This window comes from Kothea flammea, from assembly GCF_052161645.1.
In the GTDB taxonomy this organism is placed as follows: Bacteria; Planctomycetota; Planctomycetia; order Pirellulales; family Pirellulaceae; genus Laterigemmans.
Genome location: NZ_CP197414.1, coordinates 4,058,541 through 4,082,520, shown reverse-complemented (window position 1 = coordinate 4,082,520; position 23,980 = coordinate 4,058,541). Strand labels below are relative to the sequence as shown.

Sequence of the window (23,980 nt, the reverse complement as noted above, 5' to 3'; positions counted from 1 at the left end):
GTCAATGAGCGAAGTACTAGTCGACGTCGAACACGTCAGTAAGCGATATTGTCGCGACTTGAAACGCTCGCTGTGGTACGGCGTTCGAGATCTTGCGAGCGAGTTTGCCGGTCAGTCAGCAAGCGACAGTGAACTGCGACCTGGAGAATTTTGGGCGGTTGATGATGTTTCATTTCAGCTTCGCCGTGGCGAATGCTTGGGACTTATCGGCCCCAATGGTGCGGGGAAGAGCACTCTGCTAAAGATGCTCAACGGATTGATCAAACCCGATAGCGGCCGTGTTCGTATCCGCGGGCGTGTTGGTGCGTTGATCGAACTTGGCGCTGGCTTCCACCCAGTTCTCACGGGTAGAGAGAACATCTACGTTAACGGCTCGATCCTGGGCATGTCGAAACGAGAGATTGAGCACCAACTGGATGAGATCATTGATTTTGCAGAAATTGGCGATGCAATCGACGCTCCAGTGCAAACCTACAGCAGTGGGATGAAAGTGCGACTAGGGTTCGCCATCGCCTCCGAAATGCGACCCGATGTACTCATCATTGATGAAGTCTTGGCGGTCGGCGATGCAGGATTTCGAACGAAGTGCTACAACAAAATCTCCCAGTTGATGCAGGATACCGCCGTCATCTTCGTTTCGCATTCGATGCCACATGTGAGTCGATTGGCAGACAGAACGATCGTCCTACAAGGAGGGAGTTGTACGTTTCAGGGAGTGACTCCCGAAGCCATCAATGCCTACTATTCAGTTTTTGATATCGACGAACAAGGCCGGCGCGGCACCGGTGAAGCCCGCATCACATCGTTCGAGTGTTTTCGAACGGATGACATTTCAACGACGGCATTTCAGTTTGCGGAGAGCCTAACAGTTCGCTTGGGCATCAGCGCAAACCAAACGATCAACTCGTTAGTCGTTGATATCTACTTTAGTACCGTTAGCGGTGAGCGAATCGCAGAATGCAACAACTTCGTCATTCCGACGAAACTATCGATATTGGCAGGGAAGTCGATCGTCGTTGAAGCACGAATTCCCCAGCTGACTTTGAACCCTGGCGTTTACCGCATGGGCGCATTGCTGATGTGTGAAAACATGAATGCACATTACGACTGGCTTCCCGCTATCGAAAAAATCACTGTTGAGGGCGCAAGGCCCGCAACAACGGGTCAACAGTTCTTTGCCGATTGGCGGGTGACCGATAACACCATCGATCTTAAAGAAGTTCAAGAGGACTAGGTGAGAAAGATCAAACGTATCATCGCCAAGGTTCTTCGTCTTGTCGGCCTTGAGGTTCGCATCGTGCCATCCTCGCGGACAAGAAGGGTCAACCTGCCGAGTGGAAGCCGACTGTATGTTGGTTGCGGAGAACATGTTCTGGATGACTATGTTGGTTGCGACATTCGTCCGCTTCCCCATGTCCAGGTAGTTTGCCGTGCATGGGAAGTCTCCTTGCATTGCAATGATCTAGCCGAAATCTACTCCCGGCACATGTTAGAGCACCTCACCTTTGCCGAGGTGAAAGCGACACTATTGAGCTGGTATGACGCACTCGCATTGAATGGCGAAGTGCATATCGTTGTTCCAAACCTCGACTTTCACATTGAGCAATGGCAGCGTGCGGAATGGTCGGAAGAAGATCTGAATGAGAAATGGTCGGATGCGAGTTGGAGCATGGCCGGGTTCTATGGTTGGCAACGGGAATGTGATCCGCGATCCAGACCCTACTCGAATGCGTATTGGGATGTCCACAAATCGGGATTCAACTCCAAGTTGATGCGACTGCTGTTGGCGCGTGCTGGATTCAGTAATGTGCGAATCGAAGTCGAGGAGGATTGCCATCTCGTAGCGCGCGCGACGAAACTGGTCAACAAGGGAGAGCGGCAAGTGGCGCCGTCAGTAGGCGGTATTCGAATCGACCATCAAACACGGTATCGGTTTGCCGCGAAGCACATTCCACCAGATGCTCGCGTCCTGGATATCGCATGCGGCGTCGGCTACGGCTGTCATATCCTCGCAACATCAACCGAAGCAGCTGAGATCAAAGGGGTTGACCTGGATACTGAAGCGATTCAATACGCCCGTGAGAACTTTTCTGCAGCCAACGTCGAGTTCCAACAAGCTGATGCCCTCAAGGTGGAATTGCCCGTTGAGCACTTTGATGTGATCATCAGTTTTGAAACCATCGAGCACATCAAGGAGGATCGTGAGTTCTTGAGAGTCATTCGCCGAGCACTTCGACCGTCCGGACGACTCATATGTTCGACTCCCAATGAAAAAACGCTGCCGTTTGACCCAGATATTTTCGCATATCACGTGCGTCATTACACGCCGATGGAAATCGAGGACATGCTGGCGGGCGCTGGTTTCAAAGTCGAAGAACGGTATTCTCAACCCGACTCCGAGTCGGATGAGATCATCCAAGGATGGGACGGGAAGTACAACATCGCTGTCTGTGGACTGAATGGCGAAAATCAATAATCAGAAAACTGACCCCATTGAAGTAGCTGGAGGAAGGGTGGAGAACATTATTTACATTTCTTGTCACAACCCAAAAACAGAAGCAACATTCTGGGACTCGATTAAGAAAAGACTGCTGGATCATGGGTATGCGTTCCATGTGCTAGGAGAGAACGGTGACGCTCCGTACCCTGAGTTGCCCTACGGAATCCTGTCAACGATTCCGCCGACAAACGACAGATGGCAAATCGATGAAGGAGCGCTTAGAAAACGAGACAGCGAATGGAACTTCAGTCCCAATGAAGTCGTGGATCGCTCTCAATGGTTCCACGCTCTCGCGTCTGTCTACGCTTCGGCGTTTGCGTCATTGAAACCTCGCGCCGTGATTATATGGAGTGGGGAGAGGACTTCTGACAAGATCGCAAAGTCGCTCTTGAAGGATTGTGGGTGCGACGTGCTTGCTTCGGACCACTCTCCTTTTCCTGGGATGATCTACGCCGACCCAAGTGGTGCGTTCGCCAACGCGTCATTCGCGCAGGTTGGAGCGCAACCCTTCAAGGACGAAGATGAACGTCGCCATTGGAGGGAGATATTCTCGGGTTACCAAGAGCGAACCATTGCAGGAAACGAGACTTGGTGGCATCAACCGGTAGTCGACGACAACCTGTTACGCGAGCGACTACCGCATGGCAAGAAGTGCGTGCTCTTCGCGGGACAAGTCGACGGCGACATTCAGAGGTTCATGTTCGCGCCCCAGTACGGTAGTAACCTCGATGCGTTCAAACACTTCTGTAGCGTTGTAAGATCCCATCGTGACGAATGGTTCATCCTCGGGAAACATCATCCGTATAGCACGATCGATCCAAACGAGTACCGACGCGCATGCGAAGGTATTGGCATTTGGGTAGACGATATTCCGCTGTCGCATTGCTGGGACGCAGTCGAGAGAGTGGCGGCCGTCAACTCTTCCGTTCTCTCCGAAGCCGCGATGCGGGGCGTTCCAGCACTATCGATGGGAAAGACACTCGTCTCAGGCGGGAACATTTTTTACGAACTGGACAATGAGTCGGCAGAGACCTGCGTCCAGGAATGGTTGTCAGATGCTCGGTCCGAGATCTGGCGTGAAAACTGGATCGAATGGGGAGCATGGATGTTCTCAAAGCATCTATTTGCAATCCAGGACGGTAACACGGAGAAGGGATGCATGGGGGCACAAGAATTGGCGGATCGTCTCGCGGAGTTGGCGCGAGACAGCAGTGCGGATTACTTGTCTCTTACGGAGGCTGGATTCGTTGCGCCTGTTTTGTTCTCCCGGTGCGCTACTCTGCAAAAGCAACTCCAGGCCTACGAACGTTCGGTCAGTCTAAAGCTTGGCAAAGCGTTGACGTGGCCGTTGCGGGCTTGTCAAAAGTATTTCAAAGCAAGAACCTCGCCGTCGACCCGCAAGTGATGACTCTCTCATCGATACCGTGTGCTGGCCTGTGTGAGGAGGATTCAATGGCTGCAAGTAGGATCCTCGGATGAAACTCTATTCTTTTGATGTCTTCGATACTCTCATCACGCGTCGCACCGCGACGCCACGGGGAGTGTTTCGGATCGTCGAGCAGCGTCTTCAGGATGCTGGCGTTAACTCGCTGGCAAAAGGCTTCTTTGAAAATCGAATTCGAGCGGAGTCCGAGGCACGGAAACAATCTCATTCAGAAGATATCCAGTTGGATGAGATCTACGCGATGCTGTGTTCCATTTGCAACGCGCCCGAAGAGGAGATCATTGCCGCCAAGGATTTGGAACTGCAAGTCGAATACGAGGTTTCGCATGGCGTGCCACGACTGATCGAATTAGCCAAAGAGCTAATTCGCCGTGGACATCGCGTGGTCTTGATCTCAGACATGTACCTTCCGGCTGATTTCATCCAATCACTTGTCGCAAAGGCCGACGCTGAAGTTGCTTCAACTTGTACTTTGTATGTCTCTGGCGAAATCAAGAAGACCAAGGCAAACGGGACTCTGTATCAGCATGTCTGTTCCGAAGAAAAGGTGGAGCTTTCGGAACTGACGCATTGCGGCGACAACCGACGCAGCGACGTCGTCAATGCGCGACGACTGGGAATAGTCGCCGAGTGGGTCCGAGATACCGATCTAAAATCATGGGAGAAGCTTGGCGAAGATGAGCGTGGTCTTTTCTGGCAATTGACCGCCGGCTCAGCTCGATGCCGTCGTCTGCAGCAACCTTCGATGCCCGATTGCATCGGCTACTCCATCGCGGGGCCGATCATGGGGGCGTTTGTTGCCTGGGTTCTTCGTGAAGCCGAGGCGCGCAAAATGGAAAAACTGTTCTTCCTTGCGAGAGACGGTTTTATCTTGAAGGGAATGGCCCACGCGTTCCAGCGAGCCGGCTGCGGACATGATGCGGAATTCCATTACGTTCATGCTTCGCGGCAATCGTGGCGTTTATCTGGCATGATTGCGTTTGATGATGACGACGTGCGTTGGGCATTGACTAGCAATAAGCGGACGACGTTGTCCGCAGTTGCGAATCGGCTCGGCATTGCTTGGGATACGCTCGCGAATGCTTGTTTCGGGAAAACTGGCGCGACGCTTGGAAAAGATGCGCCGCTTACTGCAAGCCAAGTCGAGACAATCAGGAAAGAGCTGACACGTGGGGCGCTTCGAGAGAAGATCACCAAGTCTGCTGGTGTTCAAGCCGATCTACTCGAAGAGTATCTTAATGGTTTAGGTGTGTTCTCTAATCACACATGTTCGTTGGTGGATTTGGGCTGGAAGGGCACGACTCAAGACGCTTTGTCCAAAGTCCTTCGCAGCCGAGAGCGCATGATAACGCTCGTCGGTTTCTACTTCGGCTTGGTACCGGGCGCCAAGAAAAGTCAGGATTCGGAAAAGACGTCCTATGTGGATTCCGTTGACCAAGGAAACCTGAAGTCTGATCAACTTCACGCTGCGGCGATGTTTTTGGAGGCTCTGGCGAGTGCACCGCATGGAAGCACCATCTCCTACGCGCGAGCGTCGGATGGAAAGGTCGTTCCTGTTTTGGATGACCAAGGAACTCGCCTTACCGAATGGGGTTATGACGAATTCGTTTCCGCAGCGGTTCAGTTGGTGGAGGATAACGCTTCGTTACTGATGCAGGATGCGAGTCTCGAAGATGCATGTCGTTTGACTGATGAATTTCTTAAATATCTGCACAGCTCTCGTTTGGACAAAGACTTTGCGGAGTGCTTTGGCGCGTTTCCTTTTACACCCGATTCAGATAGCTCGACGGTGGATAGTTTGGGACCGCGTCGCAGCTGGAAAGAAGGCATTCGATTCGTCCTCTCTTCCGCTCAGCAGCGGGCAGAAATAACTTGCTGGCCCCGCGCGACTGCATTGCGAAGCGGAGGACTCGCGCGATTCTGTTTTAGCCCAAGCTTCCGGTTTCTAGGTGCATTGACCCAACCCTGGCGAATGTATGACTATCTTCCCTATTCAGTTTCCCGAAACATCAAAGCAGTTCTGCCCAGGCCAATCGTTCGATTCTTGGAAAAACGCATCTTTGGACGTGCCGTCTCCTGATTGTATTGGCGTCTTGCATGCGGTTGAGAAGCCGCGACGATAGTGAGTCGTTTCGTTCGCATGCTGGCTGGAAACATCAACTGCCCCTCAACCCTATCGAGAATCACATCATGCGAGTCGCAATCGCTTGTTACGATTACCAAGGGGTTTCCAATACCTTCATCCGAACGCACGCGCAGCGACTACCTTGCGAAACCAACGTGATTGTTGGGGCGATACCACGGCTTCACGGCCAGAAGTTGTCATCAGCCATTGTTTCACTTGGGTTTGGTTTGTTTGCCGCACTGGGGGCCCGTCGCAGCGCCAAACGAACCATCATCACGGCAGCCTATCTATCTGCGATCCGCAAAACGCGTCCCGATGTGGTCCTTGCAGAGTTTGGCCCAACTGCAGTGCTGGCCATGGACGCTTGTCGTATCGAACGAATTCCGTTGGTGGCGCACTTTCATGGGTACGATGCCAGTCGCCATTCGACCCTTATCCAGTATCGCGATGATTATCGCCGACTCTTTTCTTCGGCGAGTGCTGTAATTGGTGTGTCACGCGAAATGTGTGATCGTTTGGTTTCCCTGGGTGCGGATGCCACCCGCGTCCATCATGTCGTTTATGGGATTGATTGCGACCAATTTCATTTGGCGAAACAACCTGCGACGAAAACGTTTCTTGCCGTTGGTCGCCTGACCCCCAAGAAGGCCCCGCTGTTAACGATTGACGCTTTCGCAAAGACGCGTGAAGTTGTCCCAGAGTCGCAGTTAATCATGATTGGTGATGGGCCATTAATGGGTGAATGCAAAAAAATGGTGCGCAAACTTGGCCAAGCAAGTGCCGTCGAATTCCGCGGGCCGCAGTCACATCAGCAGGTCAGCGAAGCGATGAGACAGGCAAGCGTTTTTGTGCAGCATTCGGTCGAAGCCGCAGATGGTGACCGGGAAGGGACTCCGGTTGCTATTCTAGAGGCTGCCGCTTGCGGGCTTCCCATCGTGGCAACCCGACATGGTGGAATTCCCGATGTCGTTCGACATCAGCGGGAAGCGCTATTGGTAAATGAGCAAGATGTGTCGGCAATGGCCAAGGCTATGATATCCCTCGTGACTGATCTTGATTTGGGGTCTCGGCTTGGGACCGCAGCTGCGAAGCGAGTTCGTGAGGAGTTCACGGCTGAGACATCCATCGAAAAGTTATACAAAATTGTACGAGCTGCAGCCGATGGCAAGTGACTAAAGCTGCCAATGCGAATTAGTGGTAACCTGTGACTAACGTATGCTACGGCAGTAGATACGAGATCATGAAACATTGACGGCCTATCAAGATAGGTAGGCAAAGCGATGGCGCCAGGTTTTTATTTACTTTCGACTTACCGGAGCTAGTGGAGCAGAATGCGTACTTTGAGCGTCATGATTGCAACCCATGGGAGGCCTGAGTTCTTATCGGCAACCCTAGATTCCATTCGAAGAGGGAATCGCCCACAGGGGTTTTGTGGAGTTTTGGTGATCGAAAATGGAGCCAAATCAGGAGCAGTAGAGGTCGTCGAGCAATATGGACCCGAGCTTAGCTGTCGGTACAAGTACGTGGATCAAGCTAACAAGAGCTTAGCTCTGAATTGCGGGCTGACCGAGTGCGACTCAGACTATATTTTGTTCCTCGATGACGATGTTTTGATCTCACCGGACATTCTTTCGCAATATGCGCGGGCTGCCAACGATTTTCCTTCCAATGTCTTTTTTGGCGGTCCGACCAAGGCGATTTTCGAAGAAGCCCCCGCAGATCAATGGTATCCCTTTATGACGGCATCGACACTTGGCTGGTCAGCCGGATCAACGGATTGTTTCCTACGTGGACAGTCTCGTTTTCTAGGATTCAACTGGAGTTGTTCGCGGGAGAGTCTCTTGAGAATTGGTGGCTTTGACGAACGGTATGGGCCAGGGGCGGAGCGTGGTGCTACTGGACAGGAATCCGATGCTCAAAGGCGTTTAAGGCGTGCTGGTTGCAAGCCGTATTATTTGGCTTGTGCTGAGGTGCAGCATCGAGTCTTGAAGCAACAGGTCGATCCCGATTGGATTTTGAAACGAAGGCGACGCTCGGGGCGGGAGCTTGGCCTGATAATCGCTGACCGTCAACGTCCGGCATCTTCACCTGGCAAGCGAGCGATGCTCGCCTTAACACTACGACTCCTGAAGCTTAAGCATCGGCTGAGTTACAGGGTCGCGAGTGAGCTTCAGGACTTCGCTCGGCAATGGTGGGACGAATACCGACAAGGTGCATACGAGATATTATCGTGTACGAAAACAGATGAATGCTAACTTAGTCCGTCAATGCAGAAAACGTTGCGAGAAGCGTCTGCGATTTGTTTGGTGTAGAAATTGAATAAGCCACGAAAGCGATTGATACTTGGGATTTGTTTTCTTGCGTCTGCGTTAGGACTGTTGTCCGCGCTGCTGTATTGGAATGATCCACTTCTTGCGAATCGCATACGATACAGTCGAGGAACGTTGCTGAGTGTGCTGGGTTGTCTTCTGTTGGCACTCTGCTACTCAGGCAGCGATGGCAACACGCCGGTGCGCCGGTTCTTTGTAGGTCTGGACACTCCTCTGAATTTGTCGATTGCGCGTATTGTGTTGTTTCTTTTCCTCTACGGTTACGCGAATGAGGATACGCTCGTCAATCAGGCACAGATTTCTCTCGAAAACTGGCGTTCTCCCATAGGCCTGGCATGGGTCGGAAAGCAGCCGTGGTTTGACGAGACTTTCGTACGAATCATCTCTCGGCTGCTGGCCGTTTCGTGTTTACTTGCGTCCGTCGGGTTCTTTTCTCGATTGGCTGTCGCTGTTGCGACAACACTCGCACTCTATCTGTTTGGAGTCGGACACTTCGACGGTAAGGTGGACCATGGCCTTCACCCAGTGATCTGGGTAGCGATTCTGTTGTCCTTCTCACCTTGCGATCGTGGCTTGTCCATTGACGAGTGTCTCCGCGGATTCTTCAGGAAACGGTCACTTCAGTCCGTAGCACATCGATCCGTTGCCTACTCGCTGCCGATCAAGCTGATCTGGTTGCTGTTTGGCGTACTCTATTTCTTTCCGGGGTTTTGGAAAGTCTGGACCTGCGGATTCGACTGGGCGTTAAGCGACAACATCCGGAATCAGATGTTCGTCAAATGGCATCAATTGGGAAATTGGCTTCCGCCGGTTCGCGTCGATCGATTCTCACGTCTCTGCCAGCTAGCAGCCTTAGGAACGATTATCTTCGAAGTCGGATTTGCGTTTGCAATTTTCCACCGCTGGGGCCGAGTCGCTGCGTGGTTTGGCGGGCTCGCGTTCCATAAATCGGTCGCGATGATCATGAATATCCATTTTCGGCTGACAACGATCTACCTTCTATTGATCGACTGGGCGGCGGCAGGGCGATGGATTGGACGCAGGCTCGGTAGGCAATCACGAATGGTTGTAGTGGCTCCGGATGCACTTCGCCTGCAATCCTGCTGCGTGCCACCGATCTTTGGGACAGCTCTTCCTATGCAGTAGGTTCGCAGTTAAGTAACGACGCTATACTGATCGAGATTCAAGGATAGACCTTCGAGAGTCAGCCGGATACGGTGCAAGAGCTTTTCCGCTGTCATCCGGTATTTTTCTGGGTTGCGTGGTTGCCTGTGTGTTGGCGATCTCGTTTGCTAGAACGCTCCATTGTCGAGGAGCAAGATGAACATTGGTCTTCGGCCGTGGCAGAGCGCTGCACGGTTATGCGAATTGGTGTTGCCGGTGCGCTGCTACTCCTTGGAAATGTCGTTGCCGGTTTCAGCCACACGTTGGAGTCCTGGCCGCTTTCGTGTATGCCGACATTTGACTACTTGATTCAAAGTAATGAGACCGTTTCCCTGGCCGTGTTCCATCAATCTGGATCGTCGGATTGGGAACGGATTGATAATCAACCAATGATCGACCGATATGGCAGCGCACTGGCAGCGAGGATGACTGAGGCCGTTCTGAAACCGCAGGCCGGGGAGAAGAGGATTCTTGCAGTGCAACTGTATTGGGCGAGATTGATATCCGTGAGTCCATCGTTCAGAGAAGCAGACGAAGTCCAGTTTCGTGCTGAGAGGATTTTCCTGGATCCTGATCGGACGTCTGAAAACCCACGTCAGTCTGCGGTTATACTGCAAGCCACCGCAAAAAGACTCAATCAATCAATCAACGTTCGTGACTGGCACAAAAAAAACTCGGTAGCTGTCAAGTGCCGCGGTTGAGTGATCTGCAGAATTTGTCGCGAGAGATGGCCTTCGTCGACGCCGCATTCCATTACAACGCCCCCGGTGGGGAGCCTCTGCAGCAATTGCTGGCGGTCAATCAACAATTGTGCCGACTCAAGATGGCAGCCCATCAGTTGCGGTGGCGATGGTGGCTGCTTCTGAAGCGAGTGAAGAGCACGGATGATTCGACGGTGTAGAAATCGGAGCATGCCTGATGGCCGACGGTTTGATGGCTAAGCGACTGTTGGGAGTTTACTGCGGGGCGCTATTCCGGGGCATGCAAACAAACGTAACGCCCCCAAAAGCCGCTGAATCGGCAGGGCCACTTACTTGATTTGTCCCTTGATTAGTTTGTACCATGGTAACAGATGCATACGATTTGCGATAGTTCTTGGCATATCGCCCAGTCTCTTCGGCTGCGGCAAGCCGCCAGAGAGGTGTTCGAGATGTCGTTCTTTAAACTCGCAGGTTCTGCGATGGACCAATAGCTTGTGTTTGATCGACCACTTGTTCCCAAGAAGGTGCTTTCGCGGCGTTACTACTCCGTTACGATCGACTAATGGAGTAAAGATAATCGCTAAGGTAAGATCGTGCGGTACACTTCGCCTGCTGACCGTCACCTGGGATGGCTATCTGTGGATAAACCACTCGGGGGAGTGGCGTAGGGTGTCGTGCCTCATTTCTGCCGCTTAAAGAGGATCATCGTCAATGGAAAGTGGTCGCGCGAATCCTTATCAAGCTCCTCAGGCAACCAGCGTTCCTCGGGGGCACGTTCGGTTCCGCTTGCGGCGTTGGTTTTCGGCAACGCTTTGCTTGGCACTCTGTTTTGACTTTTTTGTGGTGCGGAATTTTGGGGTCCAGCCGCTGGTGGTCTCAATCCCAACCTTCATGTTGTTGCTCATCGCGTCGGTCTTTATCCGGCATCGTGCCCGGATTATCCTTCGCGCTGACGGGATCGTCTACCGCGACCTGGTACAGTTCATCGATGTGTCTTGGGACCGCGTGGTGCAGGTGATTCATCGGCGTGGCAAAACCTTCATCGCCACCGATTCCCGTTTGGCGCAGATAACGGTCACCGAAAAGCATCGCGACTACAAGACGATCGTCGAGAAAATCACGGAAGTTCAAGCGAAATTAGGCTTCGAGATCCTCGATGACCAAAGATCGGAAGCGACGAGTTGGTGATTGAAGCCGCCACCGCACGAGAGTACAATTGAGTTGCATTTAAAGTTGCCACTGAAACCAATCCGGATGTCAATCGTGAACGGAAAATCAAGAACTCAAACGACTCGCAAGAAACGAGACGGTCAAGCGCTGATCGAGTTTGCCATCATCAGCTTCGTGCTGACCGCAATGCTGGCTGGGTTCCTGGGGATCATCGTCATGGGCCTAGGTTCGTTTCAAAATAATATCGCAACTGAAAGTGCGGGGAGATTGTTGGATGGACATGAGGTTTTTATTAAAAAGAACTTCTTTGACCATTTCGGCGATGCTCTGGACCCGGACTATCTTGACCCAAACACAAATGATTTCGAAGACATCACGGCACGTCAGGTCTATCGTTTCTTGAATGAGTACTCGTTCGATCAAGACGAACCTGATCGCCGACTATACGATGAGAGTCGATTGATCCTTTCTCGTGACGACTGGTCCAACCGGCTGGACTTGGACCTTCCGGTGATCAATCAATCTTTATTGGGACAGTATGTGTTTGATCCAGACCTAGAGATAGCGGGTCAGGATGAGCAGGGTGGTTATCGATTCCCTGGTGCGGTTGTCATGAATGAAAACGTCGATCCTCCAACTCGGACCGTTGTGATTCCGCTTCTCCCTGGACCAGAGGGAGTCAGCGGCATTGAGAGAACGTTCCATGTTACCTCAACTAATCCGACGGAATTTTATCCAGTATCACAAGACTGGGTCGCACCCGTTGTGATCGGAAAAGAACCAGATGGCGATGGTTTTCACTTTCGCGTAATTATGTTTCACCCGTCTCAACCAGCCTCGATGATGAACATTGAGGTGACAAAAGACGTAAACGGTAACATTAGAAGCCAAATCCCTGTCGTTGCGGACGATGATGCAGTTGACGCAGCTATTGGCGACCCGCCGGACGGATATGTCTTGGCACCCGCGACCTCCTTTAATCCTCTCTACGGAGCATCGCCCTCACGAGGTGAGTTTGGTTTGGGAGAGAGTTTCGGATTCTCCCAGGAAGTAGTGGGTGGAGAACTCGTTGCATTCTTTGCGAAGGTCCGTCCGTTCCGTGCGGTGTTTGAGACTAGTTCGTTGTTCCGAACGGGTGCGTCTCTCAACCCGATCTTTGTTAAATACGAATATGAGGAAGACGGAACTCCCGGGGATTTGGAAGCTGAACCTACAAATGTTCACAATCCCACAGACACAGCTATCTCGCCCTTCGCGAACTACGAAGAAGTACACAATGACCAGGCCCTGAGGTTTGACCAGCAGGTTATTGACCGAGCAGCCGAGGTGCGACGACGCTTCATTGTTGATGACACGCTCATCGATTCCATGGACCCGTCCCCATCTGACCCTAGTAACGATTTTGTCAGGCATGTGCTTTGGTTGCAACCCAACGACGGTGGCGTGTGGCGTGTATCGGTTTCCGCAGAGCTTGAAACTGATGGTTCGCCCTGGGAGGAAGATCATAATCTGCAACTAAGACTTTATCTGAACGGTGAGTACAGACACTTGATCGCTTCCCACGATGTCACTCTGTTTCAAAGTATGCCTCCCAACAACACCGATTCAATCTTAGTGGCAGGCGACGCACTCATCACGGCCGAAGCGGGTGACGTTCTGCAGGTTCGCGTGTTTATCGACCAACCTACATCACCGCCTTCCTACGCTGTTCGTTTGTCAGGTGAACGCGAGACGAACTGGGTCACTTTTGAGCGTGTCGGAGACTAGCTATTGATTTTTTCATTCCTGGCAAGAAGCGGTAAATCGGAGAAATCAACGCATCCGCACGTTGGTTTTCCTCCCTTCCTCGAATGCCAAGGTTTGACATGCCAATGGTAGCCTCAGACCGTAGAGAGCAAGTGAGTTAGCAAGCGTATCATTAAAATGCTGTCGCTCGTCGACATGGAGTACTAAGCAATCGACGAGAGTGTTCAGTTGCCGGGATTGACTGCTGCGATGATTGACACCGTTTTGTCCAAACGCTTCGAGATCGGTGAAACGTCGCTAATCTGCCAATTTCGCCAATCACTGGGGCGGTAAGGTCTTCGCTTCTCTAACGTGAGATCGCGAGCTAGCCTGTCGAACTTGCGCTCCAGTCGGGTGAACCGACTGGGGGCTGCATGTCTGGGGTTTTGCGCTGCGGTAGATCTAGCCTGCAAACCTCGCGCTCCAGTCGGGCAAGCCGACCGGGGGCGGGCTGTCTGGGGTTCGCGCTGCGGTGGTCTAGCCAGCGAACCTTGCGCTCCAGTCGGGCGAGCCGACTGGGGGCGGGCTGTCTGGGTTTCGCGCTGCGGTGGTCTAGCCTGAGAACCTTGCGCTCCAGTCGGGCAAGCCGACCGGGGGCGGGCTTTTCTTGGTTTAGTGGTTTTGCGGTGCGGGGGTCTAGCTTGCGAACCTCGCGTTCCAGTCGGGCAAGCCGACTGGGGGCGGGCTTTTCTGGGTGTAGTGGTTTTGCGCTGCGGTGGTCTAGCTTGCGAACCTTGCGCTCCAGTCGGGCGAGCCGACTGGGGGCGGGCTTTTCTTGGTTTAGTGGTTTTGCGGTGCGGGGGTCTAGCTTGCGAACCTCGCGCTCCAGTCGGGCAAGCCGACTGGGGGCGGGCTTTTCTGGGTGCCGTGGTTTTGTGCTGCGGCTTTCTAGCCAGTGAACCTTGCGCTCCAGTCGGGCAAGCCGACTGGGGGCGGGGCGTCTGGGGTTCGCGCTGCGGTGGTCTAGCTTGCGAACCTTGCGCTCCAGTCGGGCAAGCCGACTGGGGGCGGGCTTTCTTGGAGCTGTGGTTTTGCGTCGGCGGTGGTCTAGCCTGCAAACCTTGCGCTCCAGTCGGGCGAGCCGACTGGGGGCGGGCCGCCGATGGGCTTGCCCCATCGGAGCCAAAGGTTAGCGGCTAGAACGTAGCCAACACCAGCAAACCTCCCAACAACAACCACCAACAACCCCCAGACCCCGACCACCAGACACCGAAGGGCTTGTCCCATCTGGTGAATCAGGTTCACGAGCTACAAACTGCAAACCTTGCGCTCCCCTGGTGTTGGCTAAGCAACCCATCTGCAGTCACTGGTGTTGGGTGGAATTCAGATCGCTGAAGAACTGTGCCACCAAACATTCAAACCCGTGCAGCACATCTCCCCCCGTGATCGTCGCTTCTTCATCAAAGACCGTGACGTCGACCGGCGAGGTAAAGGCCGCGACTGAGCGACTGCGGCAATCGACAATCCAGACTAAGCGGACTCCGGAATGAAAGTACTCGATCCGTTTCCGCATCATTTCCGCTTTCGTGTTACCGGGGCTCAGGACCTCGACGGCCAGATCCGGTGCTAAAGCAGGGTACGCTGATTGGGGAAACTGTCCGTCGGGAAGACGATTACGCGAGAGAAACGCAACGTCGGGACCTCGCACCGAGCTGGCGAGCAAGCGAAACATCCCGTCGGCACCCGACACGATTCCCAGTCGCTGCCGTGCTACAAATTCACCAAGAATTCGAATAATCGTCGCGGCTACTACCGAAGCTTCGAATCCCACGGCTTTCTCCACTAACGTGTTATCAATCAGTTCGCATAGTGGCTTGGCGTGCTCATTAAACCGGATCAAGTCGTCCAGGTTTGCGGTTCCAGGATTTGGCGTCGTGCGCACACGCTCAGCGGCAATGCCCCCCAACTCCTGAAGTCGTTCGGCCATGCTTTCGGTAATGGCGGCATGAGTCATGTGGTCTTGCTCCCTATTGATGGTGCAACCTATGTCATTCAAAATTATACCAGCATCGACGCCGGGGGCAGGGATTTATTGATATTACCAGGGCCTGACGTCTGTGTCGCCTTTCGCTCCGCCGAAAGTCTAGAGTGAATGCTACTGTCGCCTTTCGCTCCGAGTGGGTGTTGGTACGGGCTGAGCGGAACGGCAGGGGGGTAAGGATGCAATGCGCGGGTCGATACTGCAAAATCGAGATAGGCGTTGGCTCACGGTACCCGCTGCTTTCGCGACTTCGCACCCGCGGGCTATCGTGCCGACGAACGACGCTTTCAGCCATCGGTGTCATTTTCCCACATGACGGAAGGGCAATCACATGACAAGCACGGTTCAAGCCGGTGAACAGCGAACCCTGCTGCGGAACATCGCTTGGCAAACCTTCCTGGATCTTTGCGAACAGCGCGAGGGTTCGGTTCCCCGCATGACGTATGACCGCGGAGAATTGGAACTGATGAGTCCTCGACGCCAACATGAAGAACTGGGATGTTTCATCGGCCGGATCGTCGACCGGCGAGGTAAAGACCGCGACCGAGCGACTGCGGCAATGCCTCCCAACTCCTGAAGTCGGTCGGCGATGCTTTCGGTAATGGCGGCATGAGTCATGCTGTCTTGCTCCCTATTTATCGCAGCCTGCCACGAGCGGGAGTAGCAAACGCCGAACTCCTCGATCGCTTGGCGAACGTCAGCCTCGGCCCCGCTCAATATAAGGCCATCGAACTCCTCGGTTGCGGCCGTAAGGCGAATGGCGGCCGGAGCGTCTTTCCCCAACTCGTCGAGCGCGGCAGCCGCTTTTTGAAATCGCTCGTATCCAGTATCAAGCATCATGGCTTTTCATCCCAACGAAGAATTATGGAGATCGAAACGGCACTGATGGGCTTGCCCGCCGTCCAGACCAAGCGAGGCGGTCGCCCCGAGAATCGACGCGGCAATGAAGGAGTCGTACGGCAAAAAGTAAACCATGCCAAGTGGCCGCTCTGTCGACCATGGCCAATCTGGCCAACTTCACATCGTGCCTGGCCCGCGTTATGCTGTGGTTTGCTGTCAAACGATGGTTCCACTACCGCTCGATGATCGGCGATTGCGTGAGAGAATTCGTAAATTCACCCGCTTTGATTGCAAGGACGCTAAATGATGCCAAATGCTTCTTATTGCCAAGCTCACGCCGATGATTTTTCCAGCGTTGACCGGGCGCGAGGCGACTCCTATTTCAGGAGCGGGCGAATCCTTGGACTGAATGTTGCGGCTCAAGTCGCGACCGCCGTAATTATCGGCTCCCGAAAACAACCCTATCGCGTGGTTGTCAAACTGGGGAATCCGAGCTCCGACGAGAGCGATTATTCGTGCAGTTGTCCACAGTTTCAGCGAGCAGGGTGCTGCAAGCATATTTGGGCCGTGTTGCGGAAGATTGATGCCGACGCAAGTCGAGAAAAACCAGTCGAGCAGAACCGCACCCTCGCCGTAAGCCAAAATTCAACGCCAAAATCGCTGGAAACGGCAAAGTCAGACAAATCGATTGCGGCAGAAACGGCCAGCGTCAGCGGCGGTCCAACCCAACTGACCAGCGGCCCCAGCTTGTTTGAATTGCTGGATCGACAAGTCCAAAGAATCTACGCTAAGCAATTGCAGAAACAGTCGCGGTTGCTGAACGGGAAAACCCCTCGGTACTTGCTGGACCTCACCAGTCAACGTGGAGAATGGCCCGCTTTGCAAATCGTGCTCGATGACAGCGCGGACGAAGATTCGCGATGGTACAACAGCCGCCAAGCGACGCATCGAGAGCTTGAACGATATCAGAATTCGTGTTCCCCAGCCGATCAAAGCATTATCAGTCGACTGTTGTTTGCCAATCCTGACTTTTCCGAGGACGACTATCGCTTTCGATATGGCTGGCGAAGCCATCACCAGCAGCAACCAAGCAGCAGCCATAGTTTTGAAGTCAACGACAAATGCCCACCCATGTTGCTGCGTGAGGTTGCCAGGACGGGACGCCTGTACTGGCGAGTCGATCCAGCCGTGCAGCCGCAACCATTTCCGATCGAGACCTACGCGGAAACAGGTTTCGCATTGCAACTGGTCATCGACGAGACAGCTGACAAACAAATCTGCATGACTCTTCAGTTCCAACTGGATGAGGCTACTTTCTCAGTCAGCGATGTCGCCTGGGCTTGGGAATCGGGCTTGGTGCTGTTGCCGGGATTGCTCGGTGAAATTGATCCGCTGGCGCTGCCGTGGCTGTCACACTGGATGAGCAGCGGCGACCAATCGTTTGCGGCTGACCAGCGTGATGGCTTGATTCATAGCCTGCTGGGCGTGAGGCGAACTCCAGCGATTGTTTGGCCCGCCGCATGGAATTTGCAAGAAGAGGTCGGCACGCCGCAACCGGTGTTAGTGGTCAAGTGGCCTGAGCGGATGCCACAAGATTTGAGCACTTTCCTGCTGAGCACCAACGTCGCCTATCGCTACTTTGACGGGCAAACAGCGGTAGGTGATCCGCCGGAGAGGATCTACGACGCGGATAATTCGCGAATCCTTTACCGTGACACTCAGCGCGAACAGACTCAACTCCAGCAATTGCTTGACTCGGAGACGTTGGTCAAAAATGAACATGGCGGCGTGGGGGTGATGTATTCCGCGTTACCGACTCTCGCCGAGAGACTCGCACCCATCGGCTGGACAGTCGAAGCGGAGGGACGCCCCCTGGTCCCACCGGGGAGTTTTTCTTTGGATGTAACCAGCGGGATCGATTGGTTTGACCTTTCCGGCGGAGTTGCTTATGCCGACCAGATCGTGCCACTGCCGGTGCTGTTGCAAGCGGTTCGCAACAAAGAAAAATTCGTGCGGCTGGACGACGGTTCGCATGGCATGCTGCCGACGAAATGGGTGGAAAGGTTTGGCAAATTTCTAGAGCTGGCCAGCGAAGAGGGCGACACGCTGCGTTTCGGGCGCGCCCAAGCGATGATTCTCGATTCGCTGCTGGCCGAACAAGAGCAGGCCGATCGCATCAATGTGGACGCCACCTTCCGCCGCCTGCGCAAACAATTGGCCGCGTTCAATGGGATCAAGCCTGGCAAAGAGCCACGGCAATTCAAAGGCGAACTGCGGGAGTATCAACGCGAAGGACTAGGTTGGTTTGGTTTCCTGCAATCTTTTGGTTTCGGTGGCTGCTTGGCTGACGATATGGGATTGGGAAAGACCATTCAGGTGCTGGCTCTGCTGGAGCAACGTCGCGCCCGAAGATTGAAGCAAGACGAAGTTCGCAAGCCATCGCTGGTGGTGGTGCCAAAGAGTCTGATATTTAATTGGATCGACGAAGCGGCCAAGTTCACGCCCCGCTTGAACGTGATTGATTTTACTGGCACCGAACGCCACGAACGGGTTGACGAATTAGCGACCGCTGACGTGGTGCTGACGACCTACGGCACGCTGCGACAGGAGATCGAGCGGTTGGGTGCGATGGAGTTTGACTATGCTATTCTGGACGAAGCGCAGGCAATCAAGAACCCCAAGACATTCTCCGCAAAATCTTGTTTTGCACTGAAAGCCGATCACCGCCTGGCAATGACCGGCACGCCGATTGAAAACCACCTCGGCGATCTGTGGTCACAGTTTCGTTTTCTGAACCCCGGACTGTTAGGCCACAGTTCGGCGTTTGCCGCCTTCAACCGGGCTGATTGTGAACCGGAGGTGCTGCAGCAACTTTCGCAAACGCTCCGTCCCTTCATTTTGCGGCGGACCAAGCGTGAAGTGTTGAAGGATTTGCCCGAGAAGACGGAACGCACTTTATATTGCGAGATGAGCGCCAAACAGACGCGACAATACAATGAATTGCGTGAGCATTATCGTCTCAAATTGGATGATACGGTTCGGCAACTTGGCATCCAGCGTGCCAAAATTCACGTCTTGGAAGCGCTGCTGCGACTGCGACAAGCGGCTTGTGACGGTAGACTAGTTAACGCCAAGCAGGGGGCTCGCGGGGCGAAGTTGGACCTGCTGCTGGAGCAGATCACCGAGGTGATGGAGGAGGGGCACAAGGTGCTTGTTTTCTCACAGTTCACATCGTTGTTAGCTTTGTTACAGAAGGACCTTAAAAAGCGCAAGGTGCCCTTCGAGTATCTGGATGGTAAGACCAGCAATCGCAAGGCACGCGTGGCACGTTTTCAAAATGATGCGTCATGCCAGTTGTTTTTGATCAGCCTCAAAGCTGGCGGCCACGGCTTGAATCTAACGGCTGCCGATTACGTTTACATCCTCGATCCCTGGTGGAATCCGGCGACGGAGGCTCAGGCGATTGATCGCGCGCACCGCATGGGCCAAGAAAACAACGTGTTCGCTTACCGGATGATTACCAAGGGGACCGTCGAAGAGAAAATTCTAGAGTTGCAAGCGTCGAAGCGCGAACTGGCCGAGTCGATTGTCTCAGGCAACAGCAGCTTGATCCGTAACTTAACCTCGGAAGACTTGCAGTTGTTGTTGGGATAATGGTAGCGAGAGTGTTGCCAAGTCAAAAGAATGTGAGGGTGCCGTGACGTCGTTTAACAGTTAGCCGCAGGCGTACTCTCTCCGACACAATACGGCTGTGCAACTTACGCCTGCGGCTGACTGTTAAACGAGTACGCCTGCGGCTGACTGTTAAACGAGTACGCCTGCGGCTGACTGTTAAACGAGTACGCCTGCGACTAGCGTTTGGATGCGGATGTTACTTGGGGGCCGTCGTATAATGATACATATTACGACAATCGTCTGCCAATAATCCCACTTGGTTCCACGGTGCTAGACACGTTCGCGTCCATGCCATGTGGTTGGCCAATTGCTCGGGCGTGCGTTGCTCGAGCTGCATTAATCGCTGAATCCTCTGGGTCGATTCAGCCACCAGCGTGGTGAATTGCTGATGGTTGGCGAGCCAGAGATAAGAGAGCTCTGCACCGGCGGCAAACGCTTCCTCGGTGGCAATGGCGGCGGCAAAATAAAACATGGCGTGGGCCGTGAATAACGGCAAACAATTTCGCGCGGCATAACAACCGGCGACGAATTGGTCCATCAACATGGCTTCCCGCATAACCGCTCGTTCGTACTCAGCCAACCGGCGACGGCGAGTTTGTTGATCGCGTGACGTTAAGAGAATATCTGCCATCCGCCAAACACCGCTGAGCGCGTGGGCGATGCCCCCGCTGTGCAAGGGATCGATCGTGGCTGCGGCCGTTGGCAGCAAAGCGAAATCGTCACCAACGACTCGGCTGGTCAACCGTTGTAGCCGTTGGGTTGTGACGGGGCCGCCTCGTGGAGCAATTACCCGGGCTGCCGAGAATAGCTGCACCAAGTCGGGATAATCGCTGATCCCAAACTGCTCGATTAAACTTCGCTCACCTGCCAACGCACGCTCGGCAGCTGGACGCCATGGCCGCGTCCAACCGACGCTGGTCCGCCCGCTGTCGAACCGCAGCATCCATAACCAACCATTCTCGAGCAAATGATGTTGGGCAGCCAAATCGCTGGGAAAGGGGCTCTCCTCGGCTAAGTGATGTCTGACGGTAGATCTGTTGTGTGCGGACAACCAACCATCCCAACTGGCCAGCCCTTGCAGGTGAGCGAACGTTGTATAAGAACAGCTTTGCAAGCGGCCGGTTGCCTCAGCGATTCCCAGTAACTTAGCAAGTTGCGGGTTGGCCCCGGTGGCGACGACGACAAAGCGGGCCGTCAGCTGCTGCGAATGGGATGTTTCCGCGGCGGCGAGTTGCAATTCGAGTTGATTGCCGTTGCGAGTAATTCCGGTCGTTTCAAGAGGATAAGCTTCCACTCCGGCCGCGACCGCTTGAGTGAACAAGAAATGATCCACATCGGCTCGTAACCAGTGCGTATCGGCGACCTCCCGATCTCGGCTGGCAGCAACCAGCAGGCTGCGCGAGTGTTGCCGGTCATCAAGAAAAGATTCACCCGGATGATGGACGAAGTAACTAAAGCCACGCTTTTGGCCACAATCCATCTCGGGCATCGTCCGTTTCCAACTGCCGTATCTCGCCAGCGGCCGGAGGCGATGCAATTGATAGCGATCTGAGATACTCTCCAGCAGTAAATCCGCGATGGGTGTGGAGGATTCGCCGATGGCAAAGCGGGGGTGCGAGACGGGATCAATCAGCGCCACACGGCGACCGGCGGCGGCCAAAATATTGGCCAGCAGGCTGCCGGAAAATCCAGCTCCGATGACAGCCACGTCGTAGCTGTGCGAGTCGAAATGGTGAACCACTCAAGCAACCTTTTGGCAAGCGGCGCAGGTAACCTTGGGAACCGGTTGTTGGGTCTGGTTGAGCTGCGTCAAGCGTTCACGGCGAACGGTGGCGCAGTGCGGACAGCTCGACTGTGGAGGCCAATCCCAGAGGTCGATTGTAACCACACCGCGGGGACTCATTCGGATCGCAAGGTCGGCGGCCCGTTCCACGGCTTGGGGAGTTGGCGGAGTGAATTCTCCCGCGACAGCTAATTGATCGAGCCAGCCATTACCGCCGCGAACTGGAATCAAGCTGGCATGCCGCACTCCAAGCCGGAAGAGGTGACGGAGTGTCAACTGAGTCCAGCGGGCCGCTTCATCGTCTTTTGTCCAGGGTGGTCTAATTAATACGAAGGCGCGGGTATCGATTTGGCCACGCCGCAAAAAATCGATCGCGCGATCAATACAATCTCGATTCATTCCCTTATGCAACCGACGGAGCATCCCGGTTTGCAATGTTTCCACCCCGAGAGCGATTTCCAGTTGGGCAGACAGCCGTTGCTGAAAATCATAAACACGATTACTGCAGAGCCGGGGGTGGTTTTCCACGATCACGCGTTGGAATGGTTGACACATCCGCGCGATTGCCGCCACGTCGGCGGGAGGGATACTTTTGGCATCAAAAAAACTGCCCGCGTTGTAGAGCTTAAGCCAACGAGCCGGTCGAGGCAGTGCGGCGAGTGCGGCGGCGATCTGACGGGGCACCGCGCCTCGTGGCGTGGGCTGGGTTAAAGTGTTTTTCCAAAGGTCACACATGGCACATCGCCAGGGACACTCGGCCACGGTCAGCAGAATCGTTGCCACGGGCACCACGTTCCCTTGGCCGTCGGCTTCGTCTTCAACCCAGCAAGCTTGTGCTCGCTGGGGATCGACGTTGTTGCGAGCGGGGCGTGCTCGTTCGATTTCCCGACGTCGCTGTGGGTTCATCTTAGCATTCGGCGCCGAGTCAAACCTCGGCCAAGGCGGGACGCTGCAAAGCAGCGCCACCGTTGGCAAACATTTCGGCGAAGGCTTGACGGTAGACTTGAGGGTTGGCGGGAAACAGTTCGGCAAACTGTTGCGCTTCGACTGCGCCGCGTTGGAACCGACGTTTTTCGAAGCGGGGCATTTCGATCCCAGTTACCGCTTTGACACCGGCCGTGACGATGTTCCCTTTAAGTTGGTAAAGGCGGCGATGGTTCCAGCCGGTCATTTCGATAAAGGGAATCCCTTCGGCTACCTCGATCACGTTGGGCAGCGCGTAGGGGCTGAAGCCCTCGAAACCGAGCACACGGGAGGGGGCGAAAGTGCGAACGTGCCCACGACTTTGGCCGCCACTGTAGGTGAGCGAATGTTTGATCGCTTCGACACCCCAGCCTTCCTGATAGAGGAGGCTGTTGTTGAGCACGCTGCGAATTGTCAGTTCGGGATTTTCTTCGATCGGATAATCCTTAAGATTTTCGTCACCGCCGTCGCCATCGATTAAATAACGCCAATCGGGATATCGGCGGCGAATTTCGGTGGTCGCCGCGAGAGCCATGCTGGCCGCTTCGATATCCAGTGGCTTGTAATCTTCAACGACGCGGACCGCGGCTCTCCAGTCAATGGCACTGGGGGGCACTTCGAGTGTCTCGAGGTACATCTCCAGATTGGTGGCCCGCAAGAACTCGGCCGCTTGGCGAACGTCATCTCCGGCACCGGCAACAGCCAAAGTGAAAGCTTTTAATCGTTGGGGGGATTGGCCTCGCCGCAGGAGCAGGTAGTGCAGCAGGATCAGCAAAGCACCGCTATCGACGCCACCGCTGAACAGCACTCCGAGGGGTTCAGCATCATCGATTTGGTCGAGCCACGCGTCACATTCGGCAGCCAAAGCGGTCACATAGGCTGTGCCGATCGTTGCTTCGTCGGCGGGAAGTCGGTTTCTGGAGGGAGAAAAAAAGCGTAATTGGACCGGATTTGGATCGGGGCAACCGACCAGTTGAATTTCGACCAGATGATGTGCGGGAACCATCCTGGTGTATGATGGGTGGAATTGATCCTGCAAACCATCGGCAATCAGTTGTCGATAAATCTCGTCCATTCGTTCCGCGACGATCAAGCAGGGACCCGCAGCTTGTTTTGCCAGAAAGTACCGCATCGGCCTGCCAATCGACCGCGCCATCCTCACGGTCTTGCCTTCCTGCTGCAAAATGGCAAACTGACCACGAATCTTCCTAACCAGCGCTGGGCTTCCGCTGCGAACCGCCGCTTCCGCCTCCCCCAGGGTGGTGTCAAGCAGTGTGTTTCCGGTGGGATCCAGCAAGTTGACCACTCGCTCGATATAGCTTGCCGAGAGATCTGAAAAATGCTTCGAATCCACATCCGACATGGTGCCAACTCCTGGGAGAATGAGATTTGTGAGAGCCCAGCATATACGATAAGGGGTTTGATCGTTAGAACCGGAGCTTTCGGGAGAGGTCGCTTAAACCAAAAGGATCCGCAGCGATTGGCCGCGGCAGGTTGGCGAGTCGATCCATAGAAGAAC

Annotated in this window: 18 protein-coding genes; 14 read left to right on the top strand and 4 right to left on the bottom strand. The window is 54.2% G+C overall.

The features are described 5' to 3' along the window. Nucleotides 1–4 precede the first annotated feature (4 nt). From SH139x_RS15390 to SH139x_RS15340, 11 genes are all read left to right on the top strand, one after another. On the top strand, nucleotides 5–1,234 hold the full coding sequence (locus SH139x_RS15390) for an ABC transporter ATP-binding protein (RefSeq protein ID WP_488350663.1): 1,230 nt from the start codon (nucleotides 5–7) through the stop codon (nucleotides 1,232–1,234). Between the two features lie 252 nt (nucleotides 1,235–1,486). Further along, nucleotides 1,487–2,476 (top strand): methyltransferase domain-containing protein, encoded by a 990-nt coding sequence (locus SH139x_RS15385; protein WP_488350662.1) that lies wholly within the window; start codon nucleotides 1,487–1,489, stop codon nucleotides 2,474–2,476. Further along, nucleotides 2,460–3,905 (top strand): capsular polysaccharide export protein, LipB/KpsS family, encoded by a 1,446-nt coding sequence (locus SH139x_RS15380; protein ID WP_488350661.1) that lies wholly within the window; start codon nucleotides 2,460–2,462, stop codon nucleotides 3,903–3,905. The genes SH139x_RS15385 and SH139x_RS15380 overlap by 17 nt, the downstream gene beginning before the upstream one ends. Nucleotides 3,906–3,975: 70 nt before the next feature. Beyond that, nucleotides 3,976–6,024, top strand: coding sequence for an HAD family hydrolase (locus SH139x_RS15375; protein WP_488350660.1), 2,049 nt, complete (start codon nucleotides 3,976–3,978; stop codon nucleotides 6,022–6,024). Between the two features lie 110 nt (nucleotides 6,025–6,134). After that, nucleotides 6,135–7,241, top strand: coding sequence for a glycosyltransferase (locus SH139x_RS15370; RefSeq protein WP_488350659.1), 1,107 nt, complete (start codon nucleotides 6,135–6,137; stop codon nucleotides 7,239–7,241). A 159-nt stretch (nucleotides 7,242–7,400) separates the two neighbouring features. Beyond that, a complete protein-coding gene (locus SH139x_RS15365) occupies nucleotides 7,401–8,324 on the top strand; it encodes a glycosyltransferase family 2 protein (RefSeq protein WP_488350658.1) in 924 nt (307 codons plus the stop codon). Between the two features lie 189 nt (nucleotides 8,325–8,513). Continuing rightward, nucleotides 8,514–9,545 (top strand): HTTM domain-containing protein, encoded by a 1,032-nt coding sequence (locus SH139x_RS15360; RefSeq protein WP_488350657.1) that lies wholly within the window; start codon nucleotides 8,514–8,516, stop codon nucleotides 9,543–9,545. A gap of 71 nt (nucleotides 9,546–9,616) precedes the next feature. Beyond that, entirely contained in the window at nucleotides 9,617–10,264 is a 648-nt protein-coding gene (locus tag SH139x_RS15355) for a hypothetical protein (RefSeq protein ID WP_488350656.1), read from the top strand. Beyond that, nucleotides 10,261–10,464: a hypothetical protein gene (locus SH139x_RS15350; RefSeq protein WP_488350655.1), complete on the top strand. Its 204-nt coding sequence runs from the start codon at nucleotides 10,261–10,263 to the stop codon at nucleotides 10,462–10,464. Before SH139x_RS15355 ends, SH139x_RS15350 begins: the two co-directional genes overlap by 4 nt. A gap of 511 nt (nucleotides 10,465–10,975) precedes the next feature. Beyond that, entirely contained in the window at nucleotides 10,976–11,452 is a 477-nt protein-coding gene (locus SH139x_RS15345) for a hypothetical protein (protein ID WP_488350654.1), read from the top strand. Between the two features lie 75 nt (nucleotides 11,453–11,527). Continuing rightward, nucleotides 11,528–13,201, top strand: a complete 1,674-nt coding sequence (locus SH139x_RS15340) for a TadE family protein (RefSeq protein WP_488350653.1) — start codon at nucleotides 11,528–11,530, stop codon at nucleotides 13,199–13,201. Between the two features lie 1,321 nt (nucleotides 13,202–14,522). On the opposite strand, the gene SH139x_RS15335 is transcribed toward SH139x_RS15340, so the two are convergent. Continuing rightward, nucleotides 14,523–15,173, bottom strand: a complete 651-nt coding sequence (locus SH139x_RS15335) for a Uma2 family endonuclease (RefSeq protein WP_488350652.1) — start codon at nucleotides 15,171–15,173, stop codon at nucleotides 14,523–14,525. Between the two features lie 358 nt (nucleotides 15,174–15,531). On the opposite strand from SH139x_RS15335, the gene SH139x_RS15330 reads away from it, so the two are divergent. From SH139x_RS15330 to SH139x_RS15320, 3 genes are read left to right on the top strand one after another with little or no spacing between them, the layout of a single operon-like run. Then, nucleotides 15,532–15,777, top strand: coding sequence for a hypothetical protein (locus SH139x_RS15330; protein WP_488350651.1), 246 nt, complete (start codon nucleotides 15,532–15,534; stop codon nucleotides 15,775–15,777). 32 nt (nucleotides 15,778–15,809) lie between these two features. Continuing rightward, the gene (locus tag SH139x_RS15325; protein ID WP_488350650.1) at nucleotides 15,810–16,286 is read left to right on the top strand and encodes a hypothetical protein; all 477 of its coding nucleotides are present in this window, start codon (nucleotides 15,810–15,812) and stop codon (nucleotides 16,284–16,286) included. Nucleotides 16,287–16,343: 57 nt separating this feature from the next. Beyond that, nucleotides 16,344–19,694 carry a DEAD/DEAH box helicase gene (locus SH139x_RS15320; protein WP_488350649.1) on the top strand — a complete coding sequence of 1,117 codons (3,351 nt, stop codon included), beginning with the start codon at nucleotides 16,344–16,346 and terminating at the stop codon, nucleotides 19,692–19,694. 217 nt (nucleotides 19,695–19,911) lie between these two features. Here the strand turns inward: SH139x_RS15320 and SH139x_RS15315 are convergent, their stop codons facing one another. The 3 genes from SH139x_RS15315 to SH139x_RS15305 are packed head-to-tail and all read right to left on the bottom strand — an operon-like array spanning nucleotide 19,912 to nucleotide 23,824. Continuing rightward, nucleotides 19,912–21,456, bottom strand: a complete 1,545-nt coding sequence (locus SH139x_RS15315; protein ID WP_488350648.1) for an NAD(P)/FAD-dependent oxidoreductase — start codon at nucleotides 21,454–21,456, stop codon at nucleotides 19,912–19,914. Continuing rightward, nucleotides 21,457–22,404 (bottom strand): radical SAM protein, encoded by a 948-nt coding sequence (locus SH139x_RS15310; RefSeq protein WP_488350647.1) that lies wholly within the window; start codon nucleotides 22,402–22,404, stop codon nucleotides 21,457–21,459. It abuts the gene before it with no gap. 19 nt (nucleotides 22,405–22,423) lie between these two features. Next, nucleotides 22,424–23,824: an asparagine synthase-related protein gene (locus SH139x_RS15305; protein WP_488350646.1), complete on the bottom strand. Its 1,401-nt coding sequence runs from the start codon at nucleotides 23,822–23,824 to the stop codon at nucleotides 22,424–22,426. Between the last annotated feature and the right edge of the window lie 156 nt (nucleotides 23,825–23,980).

What these genes read in the sequence shown, in the direction of transcription:
- SH139x_RS15310 (WP_488350647.1), bottom strand. Translation starts at nt 22,404, where the DNA reads ATGAACCCACAGCGACGTCGGGAAATCGAACGAGCACGCCCCGCTCGC.
- SH139x_RS15305 (WP_488350646.1), bottom strand. Translation starts at nt 23,824, where the DNA reads ATGTCGGATGTGGATTCGAAGCATTTTTCAGATCTCTCGGCAAGCTAT.
- SH139x_RS15335 (WP_488350652.1), bottom strand. Translation starts at nt 15,173, where the DNA reads ATGACTCATGCCGCCATTACCGAAAGCATGGCCGAACGACTTCAGGAG.
- SH139x_RS15385 (WP_488350662.1), top strand. Translation starts at nt 1,487, where the DNA reads ATGTTAGAGCACCTCACCTTTGCCGAGGTGAAAGCGACACTATTGAGC.
- SH139x_RS15345 (WP_488350654.1), top strand. Translation starts at nt 10,976, where the DNA reads ATGGAAAGTGGTCGCGCGAATCCTTATCAAGCTCCTCAGGCAACCAGC.
- SH139x_RS15370 (WP_488350659.1), top strand. Translation starts at nt 6,135, where the DNA reads ATGCGAGTCGCAATCGCTTGTTACGATTACCAAGGGGTTTCCAATACC.
- SH139x_RS15320 (WP_488350649.1), top strand. Translation starts at nt 16,344, where the DNA reads ATGATGCCAAATGCTTCTTATTGCCAAGCTCACGCCGATGATTTTTCC.
- SH139x_RS15330 (WP_488350651.1), top strand. Translation starts at nt 15,532, where the DNA reads ATGACAAGCACGGTTCAAGCCGGTGAACAGCGAACCCTGCTGCGGAAC.
- SH139x_RS15380 (WP_488350661.1), top strand. Translation starts at nt 2,460, where the DNA reads ATGGCGAAAATCAATAATCAGAAAACTGACCCCATTGAAGTAGCTGGA.
- SH139x_RS15375 (WP_488350660.1), top strand. Translation starts at nt 3,976, where the DNA reads ATGAAACTCTATTCTTTTGATGTCTTCGATACTCTCATCACGCGTCGC.
- SH139x_RS15365 (WP_488350658.1), top strand. Translation starts at nt 7,401, where the DNA reads ATGCGTACTTTGAGCGTCATGATTGCAACCCATGGGAGGCCTGAGTTC.
- SH139x_RS15390 (WP_488350663.1), top strand. Translation starts at nt 5, where the DNA reads ATGAGCGAAGTACTAGTCGACGTCGAACACGTCAGTAAGCGATATTGT.
- SH139x_RS15325 (WP_488350650.1), top strand. Translation starts at nt 15,810, where the DNA reads ATGAGTCATGCTGTCTTGCTCCCTATTTATCGCAGCCTGCCACGAGCG.